At 66.1% G+C, this 15,469-nt stretch carries 15 protein-coding genes; 6 read left to right on the forward strand and 9 right to left on the reverse strand.

The genetic code is table 11. The features are described 5' to 3' along the window. Window positions 1–18 precede the first annotated feature (18 nt). The 3 genes from IEX78_RS19160 to IEX78_RS19170 form a co-directional block, all read right to left on the reverse strand. Window positions 19–1,272, reverse strand: coding sequence for a deoxyguanosinetriphosphate triphosphohydrolase (locus tag IEX78_RS19160; protein ID WP_188830408.1), 1,254 nt, complete (start codon window positions 1,270–1,272; stop codon window positions 19–21). A 6-nt stretch (window positions 1,273–1,278) separates the two neighbouring features. Beyond that, window positions 1,279–1,971: a YdcF family protein gene (locus tag IEX78_RS19165; RefSeq protein ID WP_188830409.1), complete on the reverse strand. Its 693-nt coding sequence runs from the start codon at window positions 1,969–1,971 to the stop codon at window positions 1,279–1,281. A gap of 72 nt (window positions 1,972–2,043) precedes the next feature. After that, window positions 2,044–2,718, reverse strand: a complete 675-nt coding sequence (locus tag IEX78_RS19170) for an MBL fold metallo-hydrolase (protein WP_188830410.1) — start codon at window positions 2,716–2,718, stop codon at window positions 2,044–2,046. A 117-nt stretch (window positions 2,719–2,835) separates the two neighbouring features. On the opposite strand from IEX78_RS19170, the gene IEX78_RS19175 reads away from it, so the two are divergent. Both IEX78_RS19175 and IEX78_RS19180 read left to right on the forward strand, forming a co-directional pair. Then, entirely contained in the window at window positions 2,836–4,809 is a 1,974-nt protein-coding gene (locus IEX78_RS19175; protein ID WP_188830411.1) for a TPM domain-containing protein, read from the forward strand. Window positions 4,810–4,860: 51 nt separating this feature from the next. Further along, complete coding sequence (locus IEX78_RS19180) at window positions 4,861–5,664, forward strand: MerR family transcriptional regulator (protein WP_188830412.1); 804 nt, start codon at window positions 4,861–4,863, stop codon at window positions 5,662–5,664. Between the two features lie 36 nt (window positions 5,665–5,700). On the opposite strand, the gene IEX78_RS19185 is transcribed toward IEX78_RS19180, so the two are convergent. Together IEX78_RS19185 and IEX78_RS19190 are read right to left on the reverse strand one after the other, a co-directional pair. Continuing rightward, on the reverse strand, window positions 5,701–6,954 hold the full coding sequence (locus IEX78_RS19185) for a phthiocerol/phthiodiolone dimycocerosyl transferase family protein (RefSeq protein ID WP_188830413.1): 1,254 nt from the start codon (window positions 6,952–6,954) through the stop codon (window positions 5,701–5,703). A 146-nt stretch (window positions 6,955–7,100) separates the two neighbouring features. Continuing rightward, entirely contained in the window at window positions 7,101–8,501 is a 1,401-nt protein-coding gene (locus IEX78_RS19190) for a glycine--tRNA ligase (RefSeq protein WP_188830414.1), read from the reverse strand. Window positions 8,502–8,711: 210 nt separating this feature from the next. Between IEX78_RS19190 and IEX78_RS19195 the strand changes: the two genes are divergently transcribed. Both IEX78_RS19195 and IEX78_RS19200 read left to right on the forward strand, forming a co-directional pair. Further along, entirely contained in the window at window positions 8,712–9,056 is a 345-nt protein-coding gene (locus IEX78_RS19195; protein WP_188830415.1) for an ArsR/SmtB family transcription factor, read from the forward strand. A gap of 4 nt (window positions 9,057–9,060) precedes the next feature. Further along, window positions 9,061–9,504: a Fur family transcriptional regulator gene (locus tag IEX78_RS19200; protein ID WP_188830416.1), complete on the forward strand. Its 444-nt coding sequence runs from the start codon at window positions 9,061–9,063 to the stop codon at window positions 9,502–9,504. A 181-nt stretch (window positions 9,505–9,685) separates the two neighbouring features. Here IEX78_RS19200 and IEX78_RS19205 read toward each other — a convergent pair whose 3' ends face one another. Then, window positions 9,686–10,648 (reverse strand): ECF transporter S component family protein, encoded by a 963-nt coding sequence (locus tag IEX78_RS19205; RefSeq protein WP_188830417.1) that lies wholly within the window; start codon window positions 10,646–10,648, stop codon window positions 9,686–9,688. 101 nt (window positions 10,649–10,749) lie between these two features. Between IEX78_RS19205 and IEX78_RS19210 the strand changes: the two genes are divergently transcribed. Then, window positions 10,750–11,349, forward strand: coding sequence for a TetR/AcrR family transcriptional regulator (locus IEX78_RS19210; RefSeq protein ID WP_188830418.1), 600 nt, complete (start codon window positions 10,750–10,752; stop codon window positions 11,347–11,349). A 104-nt stretch (window positions 11,350–11,453) separates the two neighbouring features. Then, window positions 11,454–12,185, forward strand: coding sequence for an LGFP repeat-containing protein (locus IEX78_RS19215; protein ID WP_308426567.1), 732 nt, complete (start codon window positions 11,454–11,456; stop codon window positions 12,183–12,185). A gap of 767 nt (window positions 12,186–12,952) precedes the next feature. Here the strand turns inward: IEX78_RS19215 and IEX78_RS19220 are convergent. From IEX78_RS19220 to recO, 3 genes are all read right to left on the reverse strand, one after another. Further along, window positions 12,953–13,306 (reverse strand): YbjN domain-containing protein, encoded by a 354-nt coding sequence (locus IEX78_RS19220; RefSeq protein ID WP_229684169.1) that lies wholly within the window; start codon window positions 13,304–13,306, stop codon window positions 12,953–12,955. An 80-nt stretch (window positions 13,307–13,386) separates the two neighbouring features. After that, a complete protein-coding gene (locus IEX78_RS19225; RefSeq protein WP_373291623.1) occupies window positions 13,387–14,190 on the reverse strand; it encodes an isoprenyl transferase in 804 nt (267 codons plus the stop codon). 466 nt (window positions 14,191–14,656) lie between these two features. Beyond that, the gene (gene recO / locus IEX78_RS19230) at window positions 14,657–15,406 is read right to left on the reverse strand and encodes a DNA repair protein RecO (RefSeq protein WP_188830419.1); all 750 of its coding nucleotides are present in this window, start codon (window positions 15,404–15,406) and stop codon (window positions 14,657–14,659) included. Window positions 15,407–15,469: the final 63 nt, after the last annotated feature.

Here is a 15,469-nt window from a genome sequence, read left to right on the forward strand (position 1 = left end):
TCTAGTCAGGCGGCGAAACTACCGGTCAAGCGAGGCGGCGACCCGTTCAAACCGGCTTTCGGTATACGACGCGATCTGGTCGATAACAACCCGAACGCGCGCGGCATCGTCGCTGGCGGCGTGCCACCACGGCAGCAACAGCGCGTCGAGGTGGGCGGGCGCGGTTTCGACGAGCCGCGCGGCGACGGCTTGGACGCGTTCGCGTTGCACCTGCTGACGGGCCAAATGCAGCCGATCCGAGCGCACATAGCGCAACGCCATCGTCTTGAGCAGCGCGACCTCGGCGGCGACCGAGTCGGGAATGGTGAGGTCGGCGTCGTAGCGGGTGAGCGGGTCGGTGCCGGATCGCTCGCGGGTGGCGGTGATGGCGGCCGTCGCGAATCGGCCGACCAGTTCGCTCGTGAGGCGCTTGAGCGCGATCGACGCCGCGAAGGTGCCGTCGTAGCCGGTCGCGTCCATGACAACGTCGAGTTCGGAAAGGCGCTGCGCGGCGGCGGCGAGGTCGTCGAAGGTCTGTTCGGGGTGCTGCGCGGCGCCCTGCTCGGCGAGGGCGGCCTGCTCCTGCGGGTCGGCGAGGGCGCGCAGGTCGAGTCGCCCGACGATCACGCCGTCTTCGACGTCATGCACCGAGTAGGCGACGTCATCAGACCAATCCATGATCTGACACTCAAGACTCTTCACACCCTCGGGCGCGTCCTTGCGGACCCACGCGAGGCGGTCGAGGTCGTCCTCGTACGCGCCGAACTTCGAGCCGGAACCGCTTCTGCCCCAAGGGTATTTGAGCGTCGCGTCGAGGGCGGCGCGGGTGAGGTTGAGGCCGAAACTCTCGTCGTCGGCGTCGAGAATCTTCGGTTCGAGGCGGGTGAGGATGCGCAGGTTTTGCGCGTTACCTTCGAAACCGCCGTAGGGGTCGGCGAATTCGTCGAGCGCGCGTTCGCCGTTGTGGCCGTAGGGCGGGTGGCCGATGTCGTGCGCGAGTCCAGCGAGGTCGACGAGGTCGGGGTCGGCACCGAGCCCCTCGGCGATGCTGCGACCAATCTGGGCGACTTCGAGCGAATGGGTAAGGCGCGTGCGCGGCGTGTCACCTTCGCGCGGGCCCATGACCTGGGTTTTGTCGGCGAGGCGACGCAGCGCGGCGGAATGCAGCACGCGGGCGCGGTCGCGGGAGAACTCGGTGCGATGACCGTTGCCCGCGAGCTCGACGATGCGAGCCGTCTTAGCCGGTTCGTGCACCATCCGTTCCCGGTCAACCGGGCGGTAGTTATCGCTCATCTTGTCTCACTGTCGGGCCGTGTACGGGAAGTCTGCCGAGAAATGCGTGAGCTGGTACCACAGGAGAGCGCCGGTTTCGCGGGCGATACCGTGGAACTGCGACTCGCGGGTGTAGACGGCAGGGCCGGTGCGCGTTGGCGCCGTCCACGCGCGCAGCCCCGCGTCCGATGCCATCGTGCGCGTACGCAGTGAATGCCACGGATCGCTGACGAGTACGGCCGATGACATGTCATTGGCGCGCATGGTGTCGGCGACAGCTTCGATGGAACGCAAAGTGTCGGAACCGGTTTCGACGGCGATGATGTGTTCGCTTGGGACGCCCTTATCTTCGAGGTAAGCCTTGCCGGACGCGGCTTCGGTGTAGAGGTCGCCCTCCTGTTTGCCACCGACGGTGATGACTGTCGGCGCGACGCCAAGCTCATACAACCGCGATGCCTGATACAAGCGCGCTTCAAAAACCGACGACGGCGTGCCCGAATATTGCGCGGCACCGAGCACGACGATCGCGTCGGCATGGGAGTAGTCGTCGATCCGCGCGACCTGCCACACCCGAAACGCCGTGCCACCGACCAGCACGATCGCGACAACGATCGCACCAGCTAACAACCTGCCGAGCCACAGCGAGATGGTCGGCACGAACCCACGGCTTGGCCGCGTGTCGACCGTGGTCGGCGTGGTTCGTGAGAAACCCGATTTCATCCTCGCCAGTTTGCCAGGTCATCCCGACAGCCGCTGTTGGAGCACGCCGCGCCGCGTCGTCGGCTGGCCGCGCTACCAACCGCGGGCGCGCCACTCGTCGAGGTGCGGGCGTTCCGCGCCGAGGGTGGTGTCGTCGCCGTGACCTGGGTAGATGACGGTGTCGTCGCCGTATCGGTCGAAGAGTTTCGTTGTCACGTCGTCGAGCAGGCTGGCGAATTGTTCGGGCGAGTGAGTTTTGCCGACACCACCGGGGAACAGGGAGTCGCCGGTGAAGATGTGGGTCGTGCCGTTGCCGTCGGTGAAGGCGAGCGCGATCGAGCCCGGGGTGTGGCCGCGTAGATGGATGACGTCGAAGGTCAGGTCGCCAACTTTGATGGTGTCGCCGTCGGCAAGTCTGGTGTCGGGCGGGACGGGCAGGTGGTCGGCGTCGTCGGTGTGGGCGGCTGTTGGTACGCCGAGCGCGCCCGCGACCTCGCCTAATGCCTGCCAGTGATCGGGATGACGATGGGTGGTGACGATCTGGCTCACCTGGTCCGGTGCGGTGAGCATGGTCAACTCGACGATGTTGCTCGCGTCGTTGGCCGCATCGATCAGCAGCGTGTCGCCGGTAGTCGTTGACTGCACCAGATAGGTGTTGTTGTCCATCGGCCCGACCGACATTTTGGTAATCCGCGCGCCGGGAACCTCACGCTGCGCGGCGATGTCGCCTGTCACGTGACCGGTGTAGTCGCTCTCCACTGAGACCATGGTGGCGATCCTAGGAGCCCGTCGCGGTTGGCGCTCGCGCAACGCCCGGCGGGTCAACTTGTCGGCGCCACGCGCGTTCGCCGCTACATGTCGTAGGGGCGGTTTACATTCGAACCTATGCCGCTGCCGCGTAAGCGTTCGCTCCGCTGGGTTGTCGTTGGGCTGTGCCTTATCTTGTTCGCGCTCCTTGGCGGTGCGCCGGTGCTCGCCGAACCGCCCGCGCGTATGGGACCGCAGGTTGTCGACTCGGCGGGGGCGCTCAGCAACGCCGACGCCGACCGTGTGCGTGCCGCCGTTGAGGCCCTGTACGACGAGCATCGGGTGCGGTTATGGGTCAACTACGTGCACTCCTTCGCCGGGCTTTCCCCGCAGGATTGGGCAGCGCGAACGTCGGCGCTCTCCGGATTTGGTGACCGCGACCTGCTGCTTGCCGTCGCGGTCGACGACGGTGCCTACGCCTTCGACGGCACGCTGCCTCCCGAAGTCACCGACGACGAACTCGACTCGCTCCTCATCGATTCGGTTGAACCGGAGCTGCGCGCGAAAAACTGGGCGCAAGCAGGCATCGTCACAGCTCAGGGGCTTGGGAGCGCGATCAGTGGCAGCGGATTGTCCTGGGGTTTACTCGCGTTCATCGCGCTCGGCGTACTGCTCGCGGCGGCCGCGCTCATCCTGTGGTCGCGCAAGCGCCGCAGCAACCGCGACAAAGCCGAACTCACCGCAGCGCGCGGCATCGATCCCACTGATCCGAAGGCCCTTGCCAGCCTTTCGCTGCCCACCCTGCACGCGCTTTCCCGCGAGCGACTCGTGGAAATCGACGACGCCATTCGCACCAGCACTGAGGAATTAGCTTTAGCGACAGACGAATTCGGCGCGACAGCGGTGACCCCGTTCCGCACCGCGCTCGACAAGGCGCGAGCGGCGGCGGCGAAGGCGTTCGCGATCCGTCAGCAACTTGACGACGCCATCCCCGAGACGCCCGATCAGCAACGCGCGATGCTGCTTGAGTTGCTGGCCACCGCAGGGACCGCTGATCGCGAATTAGATTCCCAGGTCGCCGCTTTCGATGAAATGCGCAACCTGCTGATCGACGCGCCCGGTCGCCTCGACGCACTCACTCGCGACATCGTCGACCTCACCGCGCGCCTGCCCGCTTCGCAGGCCGAGCTCGCTCGGCTCGAAAGTGCCTATCCGGCAACGGTTATCGCACCCATCGCCGACAACGTGCGGATGGCCGGTGAACGAATCACGTTCGCGGAGCACAACATTGATGCGGCGCGCGCCGCGCTCACGCATCCTGCTGGCCAGCAAGGTCCCGCTGTTGCCGCGATTCGCGGGGCCGAGGGCGCGATCGGTCAGGCGCGCACGTTGCTCGACGCGGTCGACACCGCCGAAAGCAACATCGCGGCGGCTCGCGACGGACTCGCGCCCGCGCTCGACGAGCTGCGTGCCGACATCGCGACGGCAACTGGGTTGGCGGAATTCGGCGGCGAAGAACTCAGTGCCGCCGTAGGTCTCGCCCGCGACGCGCTCACCCGCGCCGCCGCGAGCGCCGAAGCCGACCCGCTCGGCGCGTTCCACGACGCGGTCAACGCCGACACCGCCCTCGACCAGGCCATCGCGAACGCGACCGATCGCCAACTCGCTGCCGCTGACCTGCAACGTCGCCTTGACCGCGCGCTCAGCGACGCGACGGCGCGCATCGACGCGGCGTCGTCGTTTATCGCGACCCGGCGCGGTGGCGTTGATGCCGAAGCGCGGACGCGATTGTCGGAAGCGCAACGTCACCTTGAGCAAGCGCGTGCCGCCGCCCAACCAGCGCAGGCGCTTGGCGAAGCCCAGCTGGCCGCCGACTTGGGTGGGAAGGCACTAGAACTCGCGCAAGCCAGCGTGCGGGCATACGAAACGCGACGACCCGCGACCGGCGGTGGCCAGGCAGGCGCGGTACTTGGCGGCATCCTGCTCAATTCGATGTTGCGGGGTTCGATGCGCGGCGGTGGTGGTCGCGGGATGGGCGGTGGCGGGTTCCAACCAGGATCGTTCGGCGGCTCGTCAGGGTCACGTCGGGTGAGTCGAGGTGGGCGATTCTGAGCCGACACCCTTGACTCTCACACCGTGTGAGGCCGTAGACCGGAGAACATCATGTTCAGTATCGGAGATTTCGCCAGGCACGGTCAGGTGTCGGTGCGCATGTTGCGCCACTACGATGCCGTCGGGTTGTTGCGACCCGCGCGGGTCGATCCGGCTACGGGGTATCGGTTCTACACCGCCGGTCAGCTGGCTCGGCTCAACCGGATCGTCGCGCTTAAAGGGTTGGGGTTCACGTTGGACCAGGTTGGCGGGCTGCTCGACGCACCGCCCGCGCCCGATGACCTACGCGAGCTGCTGGCCACCCGAGCGGCCGAATTGGCCGCGCAGGTGGCCGCCGACCAAGCACGCCTGACCGACATCCAAGCGAGACTCCGACTCATCGAAAAGGAGGGTGTCATGTCCGACCAAGATGTGGTGATCAAGTCCGTTCCCGCCGTGCGGGTGGTTGAGGCGACCGGGACTGCGAGCGGGTTCGAACCGTCGGCGATCAGTCCGGTTGTTGGGCCGCTTTTTGAGAAACTGGCCGACGACCTCGCCAAAGCGCACATCCCCATCGCCGGGCCTGCGATCGCGTATTACGTTGCCGAATCGGACGGGAGCGTCGGGGTGCACGCGTGCGTGCCGGTGAATCAGGACGCGCCCGGCTTCACCGTGGTCGACCTGCCCGCGATCCCGAAAGTCGCCACAACGATCTATCGCGGCAACGTCTCCGGCATCGGTCGCGCGTGGCAGGAATTGGGCCGGTGGGTCGAAGACAACGGCTACCAAACGAACGGCCCGGCGCGCGAAGTGACACTGGAATGGACGCCCAACCCCGACGGGTGGGTCACCGAATTGCAGGACCCCATCGCGTAGCCCTTCGCGCCCCCTAGCCGCGTTGGCCCGACCCACTCAGGCGCTCACCGCGTCCTCTTCGCTCGCGACCACCTCAGCGAGGTGGTCAAGAACGCGGGCGGTCAGCGTCGGGCCGCCGCCAAGTTGGCCGATCGTCAGTCGACCCAGGTAGCTGTACAGCTGGAAGGTCACGGCGGCCGCGCCGCCTGCGGACGGTCGCGGGTGCGCTGACAGGTACACGATTTCGTAGTCGTCGATGAGCAAACCCGCAGGTGCGCGGAAGATCGGGACGATCCCGGTGTTCGTCACCGCGACATGGCCAGCGAGCGAGTGGATTCGCATGTCGCCGTAGTAGTCGGCGAAATGCAGGACCGACTGCGCGGTCACGCCGTCGGCGAGGTCGCGCTCCAGGGTCGCGCCGACGCGATGGGCAACCTCGACAAGGTTGTCGGTCGAATCAGTCGCGAAGGTCGTCAGTCCACCCATATTGGTTCCGGCCTCAGCCGCGACCACCGGACTCAAGCGTTTACGCAGGTCAACCGGGTAAAGGCAGCGCGCGGCACCACCATCGGCACATGCGCGCAGGATCGCCGCGGTGATCAACGCGTTCACACTCACCCCGAGTGCGCGCGCCTGTTCTCGAATGCGCGCGGTGGTTGCCGTGTCGAGCAAAACGCGATCCGACCGATGCAGGCGAGACACAGCGGCCTGGGAGGTCGGCCCAGCGGGCACCGGTGCTGGAACGGTCGAGGTGACGTCGATAGCGGCTTCAAGTCCGGACCGCGTACCGCGCTCAATACCCCGATCCGCCAAGTGCTGCTCAAGCGAACGCGGCAAACTGTGCACCGCGGCGACGGAGCTGCCCGTCTCGACGTGGTCGGTGTAATAGCCCCAGAATCGACTGAACAACTCAACGCAGAATCCGCCATCGGCGATGCTGTGGTGGACGAACAGCGTCACGCGCGCCGAATCATCTTCGGCGAGAACAACATCCAGGTACGCCAGCTGCGAACCCGGGTCGATCGGTTCGGTCGGCACCCGAATCTCATCGGGCTCACCGAAGCTGATCCACGCACCAACGGGCTCAATGTGGCCGGGGCGCAGCAGGATTCCGTTGCCAGCTTCGTCTTCAACGATCCGGCACACCAGCACAGGGAACGCGCGCTGCAACGTGGCGAACGCGCACCCGAGCGCGGCGGCGTCGACTTCGCCCCGCAGATGCACCGAACGGCCGGTGAACGTGCCATGCCGGACAAATCGTTGTTCCGACGGATCGAGCGTCCGCACTACATCTTCGGGTTCCCACAGCACGAACAGAAGTTTATTGGCCAGAGCCCGCGACGACACGCCCGGGAGCCCGATTGGACGTTCGACCAAGTGGCATATTCGTGCGCATTCGCGGCTTATGTGCCCACAACCGGGCTTTCAGGCGCGAATGCGCACGAAAAAGGCTATAGCTACGCGCCGATCAAGCGCGCGGCCAGGTAACCCTCGACCTGATCCAGCGCGATCCGCTCCTGCGCCATCGAATCGCGCTCACGCACGGTAACCGCCTGGTCATCGAGGGTGTCGAAGTCGACGGTGATGCAGAACGGCGTACCGATCTCATCCTGACGGCGGTAACGACGACCAATCGCGCCCGCGTCGTCGAACTCGATGTTCCAGTTGCGACGCAACTGCGCCGCCAGATCCTTCGCCTTCGGCGTGAGGTCAGCGTTGCGCGACAGCGGGAGCACCGCCGCCTTCACGGGCGACAGACGCGGGTCGAGTCGCAGGCTGATGCGCTCCTCGGTCGTGCCCTTCGCGGTGGGCACCTGGTCGACGGTGTACGCGTCAACAAGGAACGCCATCAGCGAACGGGTAAGGCCCGCAGCCGGTTCGATCACATACGGCGTGTAGCGCTCGCCGCTGGCCTGGTCGCGGTAGGTGAGGTCGACGTTGGAGTGCTCCGAGTGCGTCTTGAGGTCGTAATCGGTGCGGTTCGCGATGCCTTCGAGCTCGCCCCACTCGCTGCCCTGGAAGCGGAAGCGATACTCGATGTCGGTGGTACCGGCCGAGTAGTGCGACAGCTTTTCCTTCGGGTGGTCGTAGAGGCGCAGGTTCTCCGGGTCGATGCCGAGGTCGGTGTACCAGGCGAGACGGGTCTCGATCCAGTACTTGTGCCACTCGGCGTCCTCACCGGGCTTGACGAAGAACTCCATCTCCATCTGCTCGAATTCGCGCGTGCGGAAGATGAAGTTGCCCGGGGTGATCTCGTTGCGGAAGCTCTTGCCGATCTGGGCGATGCCGAACGGCGGCTTCTTACGCGAGGTTTCCTGGACGTTCTTGAAGTTGACGAAGATGCCCTGTGCGGTTTCGGGGCGCAGGTAGTGCAGGCCCTGTTCGTCGTCGACCGGGCCGAGGAACGTCTTGAGCAGGCCCGAGAAGTTCTTGGGCTCAGTCCAATTGCCCGGCTGACCCGTTTCGGGGTCGTTGATGTCGGCGAGGCCGTTGACCGGCGGGTGGCCGTGCTTTTCCTCGTACGCTTCGAGCAGGTGGTCGGCCCGGTAGCGCTTGTGGGTGTGCAGCGACTCGACGAGTGGGTCGGAGAAGGTCTCGACGTGGCCCGACGCTTCCCACACCTGGCGGGGCAGGATCACCGACGAGTCGAGGCCGACGACGTCGTCGCGGCTGGTGACCATGGTCCGCCACCACTGCCGCTTGATGTTTTCCTTCAGCTCGACGCCAAGCGGACCGTAGTCCCACGCCGATTTGGTGCCTCCGTAGATCTCACCGCACGGGTAGACCAGACCCCGACGCTTGGCGAGGTTGGCAACGGTGTCCACCTTCGACTTGGGTGCCACGCGAGAATTCTCCATCCCTTAGGGAGTCAGACAAGTATTCGAATAAGCCTATCGGCACCAGCAAGCAGCTTTATCACCGCACGGGCGAAGTGTCGTCGCGACCTCTACCGCGAACGCCCGTCGACACTGTTGGCTACGGCTGAAAACTCCTGGCCGCTGTGCGACATTCGACATGCGCACTTTTGCATGTCAAAATGGAATCGGTTTCCAATAAGGAGTTGGTTGATGACCGCCGAAGCGCAGCACACGCATAACCCTTATCCCTCCGCCGCACCCGCCCCGGTGCCCGCTCGCGCGGTACTAGAAGAGGCGGGGGAATTGCTGCGCGCGCTTGCCGCGCCGGTGCGGATCGCGATCGTGTTGCAGCTACGCGAGTCGCCGAGGTGCGTGCACGAGCTTGTCGACGCGCTCGGTGTCACGCAGCCGCTCGTCTCCCAGCACCTGCGCATCCTCAAGTCCGCTGGCGTGGTGCATGGCGAGCGGTCGGGCCGCGAGGTGCTCTACGAACTTGTCGACGACCATCTCGCACATATCGTTGTCGATGCCATCGCGCATGCTGAGGAAGGGTGATCCGATGACCGAGAACGCGACCCCCAAGCAGGTCGGTGTCCGCAGCACGCGCCAACGCAGTGCGATTTCGGCACTGTTAGGCGACACCGCCGAGTTCCGCTCGGCGCAGGAATTGCACGATGAACTGCGCAAACGCGGCGAAGGTATTGGCCTCACCACGGTCTATCGCACGTTGCAGTCGATGGCCGACGCCGGTCTCGTCGACGTGTTGCGCACCGATTCGGGCGAGTCGGTATACCGGCAGTGCTCAAGCGGACACCACCACCACCTGGTGTGCCGCCACTGCGGGCGCACGGTTGAGGTTGAAGGCCCGACCGTCGAGGCGTGGGCCGAGTCGATCGCTGGCCAGCACGGGTTTACCGAGGTGAGCCACACGCTAGAGATTTTCGGAACGTGCAGTGAGTGTGTGCGAAACCGGGTGTGCGAGCCGGAGGCGGCGTCGGCTTAGGCCGGGTGTGTGAAACCACCTGGGCCGCACAATCTTTGGGCTCAAGCTGTGACGCTCGACGGGTCCGTTTAGCGAAAAAGCCGAGCCAGCGACAGGCGTCTTGGTATCGCGGTTGCGTCCCCAGACAAAGCGAAACCGCTTCGCGCCGAATGCTTTTCGGCGCGAAGCGGTTTGTTAGTGACTACGCGGCAACCGGAATCTGGTCGACGCTCGCGACCGGGTCAACCCGTCGCCCCCGCACCATCCCAACCCCAACCAGCGCGATCCCCGCCCCTGCCCAGGCGAGCAGCACCGCGAGCGGGCCCATCGCGCCAGCGCCGTCGAAGTACGCGACCGAGCGCAGCAGCGTCGCGGCGGCACCCGGCGGGAGCAGCTGACCGAGTTCGCCCCACGGCTGTGGGAGCAGTTCAGGGGCCGACGTCGCCGCTGAGAACGGGTTGCCGATCAGCAGCATGGTCAGTGCGCCGATGCCGATTCCCGGCGTGCCGATCGCTGCGGCGAGGCCGATGATCGTCGCCGCGACAGCGAAGGTCGCGAGGCCAACGATCGAGGCGAGCAACAGGTAATTGCCGGGCAGGATGCCGAGCCAGGTGTGGAAAATCAGCGTGCTGACCAGGCCACCGACAACACCGAACGTCGCGGCACCGAGAAGGCGAAGGCCCGGCGCTGGCACCAACAGGGTCAGCAGCACCGCGGCCGCGATCCCCGACATCACCAGCGGCAACACCATCGCGCCGAAGCCTGCGCCGCGCGGATCGTCGGGCGACGTCGCGACAACGTCTTCCACGGTTGCAGCGGGCACGCCACTCAACTGTTGCGCGACTTGGCCGAGTTGCTGCGCGACCACGGGCGCCGCCGCCGACGCCACGAGCACCTTGGGCGCGCCTTCGCCGGTGATGATCGCGCCGTAGATCTCACGATCGAGCAGCGCGGCACGGGCGGCGTTGGCGTCAGGCAGCGTGGTGACCGCGAACGCGTCGCCGTCGAGTTTCTGCGCGACCGCCGCACTCTGTGGACCAGCGACCGCGACCGGCAGGTCACGCGGTGCGACATTGACGGCGGGCCACGCGAACGCGATGAGCATGAGCCCCTGAATGAGTGTTGCGAGCAGGCCGATCGCGACTGCTTTTCGTGTGATCGTCATGACATTCTCCCCTAAAGCGAATGTTCGTTCTTTTTGTTGGATTAACCATCGCGCGGCCGACGTCGCTTGTCAAGAACGAATATTCGTTTTAGTTTGGAAGCATGCCGAAAGTCAGCGATGAGCACCTCGAACGCCGTCGAGAACAGATCCTCGACGCCGCCCAGCGCTGCTTCGCACGCAAGGGCTTCCACGACACGTCGATGCAGGACATTTTCAGCGAAGCTGAACTGTCGGCGGGGGCGGTATACCGGTACTTCACCAGCAAAAACGCCATCATCGCCGAGCTTGTGCGCCGCACGATGCTGCCCCTGCGCGCCAAACTCGCGACGATCATCACCGAAGATCCGTTGCCGTCGCCGGGCGAGGTTGTCGCGATGGTGACCAGGGAGATCGTGAAGCTCTCGGCCAACGACGGCCCGCTTTGTCTAGCCCCCCAAGCATGGGCGCTCGCGATGGTGCAGCCGGACGCGAACATCCCGGTCCGAGAAGGCATCACCGCGATGCGCGAGGTGTGGCGCGACTACGGCGTCCGTCTGCGCGACGCTGGGCGACTCCCCGCCGACGCCGATGTCGACGCCTTCGCGAAAACGATCCTTGGCGTGCTGCCCGGTTTCATCCTTCAGCACCTAATCGTCGGCGACATCGAGCCCGACGATTTCGCTCGCGGTATCGCGGTCCTGTTCCCCGACAAGCGCGACTAGGTTCGGCTATCGCACGCGGGGTTCACCGGGTAGGTTCGATGCGCGGTCGCCCGTCGGGGCGAGCGATCGCGGGGAGAACATCGAGCTAACCTGGGAGTTTCGCAGTGGCATCACCGCACCGCCGGTTCCGGCAATCAACCACCGTTGTCTCGCTCGCGGCGGCTGCCGTGCTTGCTTTAGGCGCGGGCTCCGCGCAAGCGCGGATGGTTGGCCCGTTCGAAGTGGGCGGCGCGATCGAAGTCGAATACGACGCTCAGGGCGGCGCGCTCGGCGACCCGACCTCCCCCGAATCCGACGCTGGTTTTGGCGGCAAATTCCAGACCTTCGCCAACGGCGCGACGATCTACTGGCACCCCGACACCAACGCCAACACCGTCGCCGGTCAGATTCGCGATAAATTCGCCGAATTGGGTTATGAGACAGGCAAACTCGGCTACCCCGTCACCCGCGAACTGCCCGCGAACGGTGGTCGGTTCAACCACTTTCAGAAGGGGTCGATCTACTGGTCCGTCGGCACCGGCGCGCACCAGATCAGCGGCCCGATCCGCGACAAGTGGGCCGCGCTCGGCTGGGAATCGAGCCCGCTCGGCTTCCCGTTGAGCGACGTGTCGAAGGCCGGTAAGGGCGGCGAATACACGCTGTTCCCGACCGGCGCGATCTATTACACGGCGAAAACCGGCGCGCACGCGGTGTGGGGCAGCATCCAGGCCGACTGGACCCGCGCGGGCGGCGAAACCGGGCGCTACGGGTACCCGACGAGCGACGAGTACGACTACCAGGGTGGGAAAGCGCAGGATTTCCAGGGTGGAAAGATCACCTGGAAGCCGGGCAACTAGTCGCCGCCTCCGCCGCCGCACCCGCTGCTACAGCTGCTGCCGCTAGAGCAACTGCTACCGCTTGAAGAGCTACTGCCACTTGAGCAACTGCTCCCGCTTGAGCAGCTGCTGCTTGACGAGCGGCGGCGGTTGCGGTTGCTCGGTCTGTCGCGCGCGGCCGACCATTGCGCTTGGCCGTGCCCCCGATTGGGGTACCCCGGTCCACGAGAATTCCCCCGCGTGGCAAGCGCCACGATGACGATGACCGCCGACACGGGCAATCCTAAGCACGCAACCGCGAACGCGAGCGTCGTCAAGATGTCAACCACACGCTCAGCGTAGCGGTCGAAACTGCCTGCGTGCGATCACAATTCGCGCGGATATCCGGCCGAGCGGGCTAGCAACCGCCCCCTCCACCACCGCCACAGCTGCTGCTACTTCCACCGCCACAGCTGCTTCCGCCGCTGCTACTTCCGCCGGAGCAGCCGCTGCTTCCGCCGCCGCACGCGCTTGAACTGCCGCCTGAGGAGTCGCCGTAATGGTGGGCTGAGCTATCACCCGCTGCCCACCACGTCGATTGTGGGTGACCGCCGCTGTCCCCGCCGCCGTATATCCCGTGGTGCGTCGTCCTCGACCGCGAGACAAGCGCCGCGATGATGACCCCAATCGCGATCGGGACTCCCATGCAGGCCAGGGCGAGGAACAGACCCGCGAAGATTTCCATCAGTTCAGGGTAGCCGCCAACGACGCTCGAAGCAGGCCCCGATTTGGCATGGGGCACAGCATCTTTACGGCGCGAGCAAGCCCTGGCGCGCTCGACTCGCGCCCGTCAGGGTGAGCAGCAACATGGTTGTCAACGCAGTGTCGTCCAGCCCTTCGGCCGGGAACGTGTAGCGCATGATCACGTCGCCCAGCTTGCCGCGCGCGATCAGCGTGACCGAACCGAACTGAATCTCGTTGTTGCGCTCGGCAACTCGCTTGTACAGCTGCGGTTTGAGCGGGCGATCCCAGGCGAGGACGGCCGTCACGGACGCGACGGTGAGGCCGGGCGCGAGGGTGACCGCGCGGATCGAGCACAGCGCGCCGTCGTATTCGAAGCCGAGCGAACCGTCAGCGTCGACGCGAACATCGATGTCCTGCATGCCAATACACGCGCCGATGCGGGCTTGGAGGTCGATCTCGGGGCTCACGGTTGAGGTGTCCATCTCAGTTGGTTCCTCACTCATTTGGTGCCACCGAAGCGGCGGTCGCGCTTGGCGTATTCCAGGCACGCGTCCCACAGGTTACGGCGGTCGAAGTCGGGGAAAAGTGTGTCCTGGTAAACGAATTCGGCGTAGGCGGCCTGCCAGATCAGGAAGTTGGAGCTGCGGTACTCGCCCGAGGGGCGCAGGAACAGGTCGACGTCCGGCATGTCCGGCTCGTCGAGGAACCGTGCGACGGTCGCCTCATCGACCTTCTCCGGATCAATCTCGCCAGCGGCAACGCGACGCGCGATTTCCCTTGCGGCATCAGCGATTTCGGCGCGACCACCGTAGTTGACGCACATCGTCAACGTCATGACGGTGTTGTCCTTGGTGAGTTCCTGGGCGACCTCGAGCTCTTTGATGACGCTGCGCCACAGTCGCGGGCGACGACCCGCCCAGCGCACCCGCACGCCCATCTCGTGCATTTCGTCGCGGCGGCGGCGGATGACGTCGCGGTTGAAGCCCATGAGGAAGCGCACCTCGTCGGGGCTGCGTCGCCAGTTCTCGGTGGAGAAGGCGTACGCCGACAGCCACTTGACGCCCATCTCGATACAGCCTTCGACCGAGTCCATAAGCACGGCTTCGCCACGCTCGTGACCTGCGGTGCGCGGCAGCCCGCGTTCCTGCGCCCAGCGCCCGTTGCCGTCCATGACCAGCGCGACGTGGCGCGGCACCAACTCCGGCGGAATCTCGGGCGGGCGCGCGCCGGACGGGTGCTGCGACGGCGGCCGAACCACCCGACTCGACTTGGGCTCGGCAGCGGAATCACGACGCAGAATCACGCATCCATCCTGCCTGATGGCGGTGCGGGCCAGCATGCGGGTGCTCGCATGCGACGCCGCCCGGTAGCGGCGTAGGTCGACCGACGGGCGCGCGGACCCTTATCGGCGCCCCCGCCCGATCGCGTACCCGTCGGCGCGGAGCCACACCGACCGGCCGCCTGACCACACTGCCGGTCGACCCGCAGGTGCGCAGGTCCGCGCCGGTGGCCGGGCATGATTGGATGCAGGTCAACCCGCAGTGCTCGCGTGACACATCAGGCGACGCCGCCGGTTGCGGTGTGGGTCGACCGACGGGTTCGCGGGCCCACATCGAACGGAGCCGCCTGACGCGGTGCCGGTCGATTCGCAAGCGCAGGTCCACATCGGGCGTGGCCTGATCAGGCGCGGGGCAGCGCGGCCTAAATCGAGCAGACCCCGCCTGATCGCGGTGCGTTCGGTGCGCGGTGCTCGCGAACGGGGCCGGCGGTTAACCCGCAGTCGTCACCGGGTCGCGCTCGATCATCGACAGCGTGCGCAGCTGGCGTTCCAAGTGCCACTGCAAATGCGCGGCGACCAGCCCGCTCGCCTGACGGCGAATGTTCATCGGCACCGACTCCACGTACGCCCACTCCCCCGCGCGCAGGGCGACGAGGAGGTCGATGACGCCGGTGATCGGGGTGCTTGCGCCAGGCGGTCGACAGTGCACGCACACCGACCCGCCCGCGGCGACATGGAACGCGCGGTGTGGGCCGGGGGTCGCGCAGCGGGCGCATTCGTCAAGCGCGGGGGCCCAGCCAGCGAAACCCATCGCGCGCAGCAGGTAGGCGTCGAGGATGAGTTCGTGTGGGCGGTGCTGTGCGGCGATCGCACGCAATGCGCTGGCGGTGAGCGCGTGCAGCTTGGGCGCGGGCGCGCGTTCCTCACCGGCGAGGCGCTCGGCGGTTTCGAGGATGGCGCATGCGGTGGTGTAGCGACCGTAGTCGCTGATGATGTCGGCGGCGAACGCTTCGACGGTGGTGACCTGGGTGACGATGTCGAGCGTGCGCCCGGGATGGAGCTGCACATCGATGTAGGCGAAGGGTTCAAGCCGCGCCCCGAACTTCGACTTGGTGCGCCGCACCCCCTTGGCGACCGCACGGACCAGCCCATGTTGCCTGGTCAAGAGTGTGACGATGCGATCGGCTTCGCCCAGCTTGTGCTGGCGAACCACCACCGCCTCATCTCGATACAACCGCACAGAGCCATCTTCGCACGCACCCCCGACAGTTCTCCCCCGACGCGTGCCGCGAACTCCCGGAGC

Origin of the sequence: Nocardia camponoti (assembly GCF_014646135.1) — a bacterium.
Lineage (GTDB): Bacteria > Actinomycetota > Actinomycetes > Mycobacteriales > Mycobacteriaceae > Nocardia > Nocardia camponoti.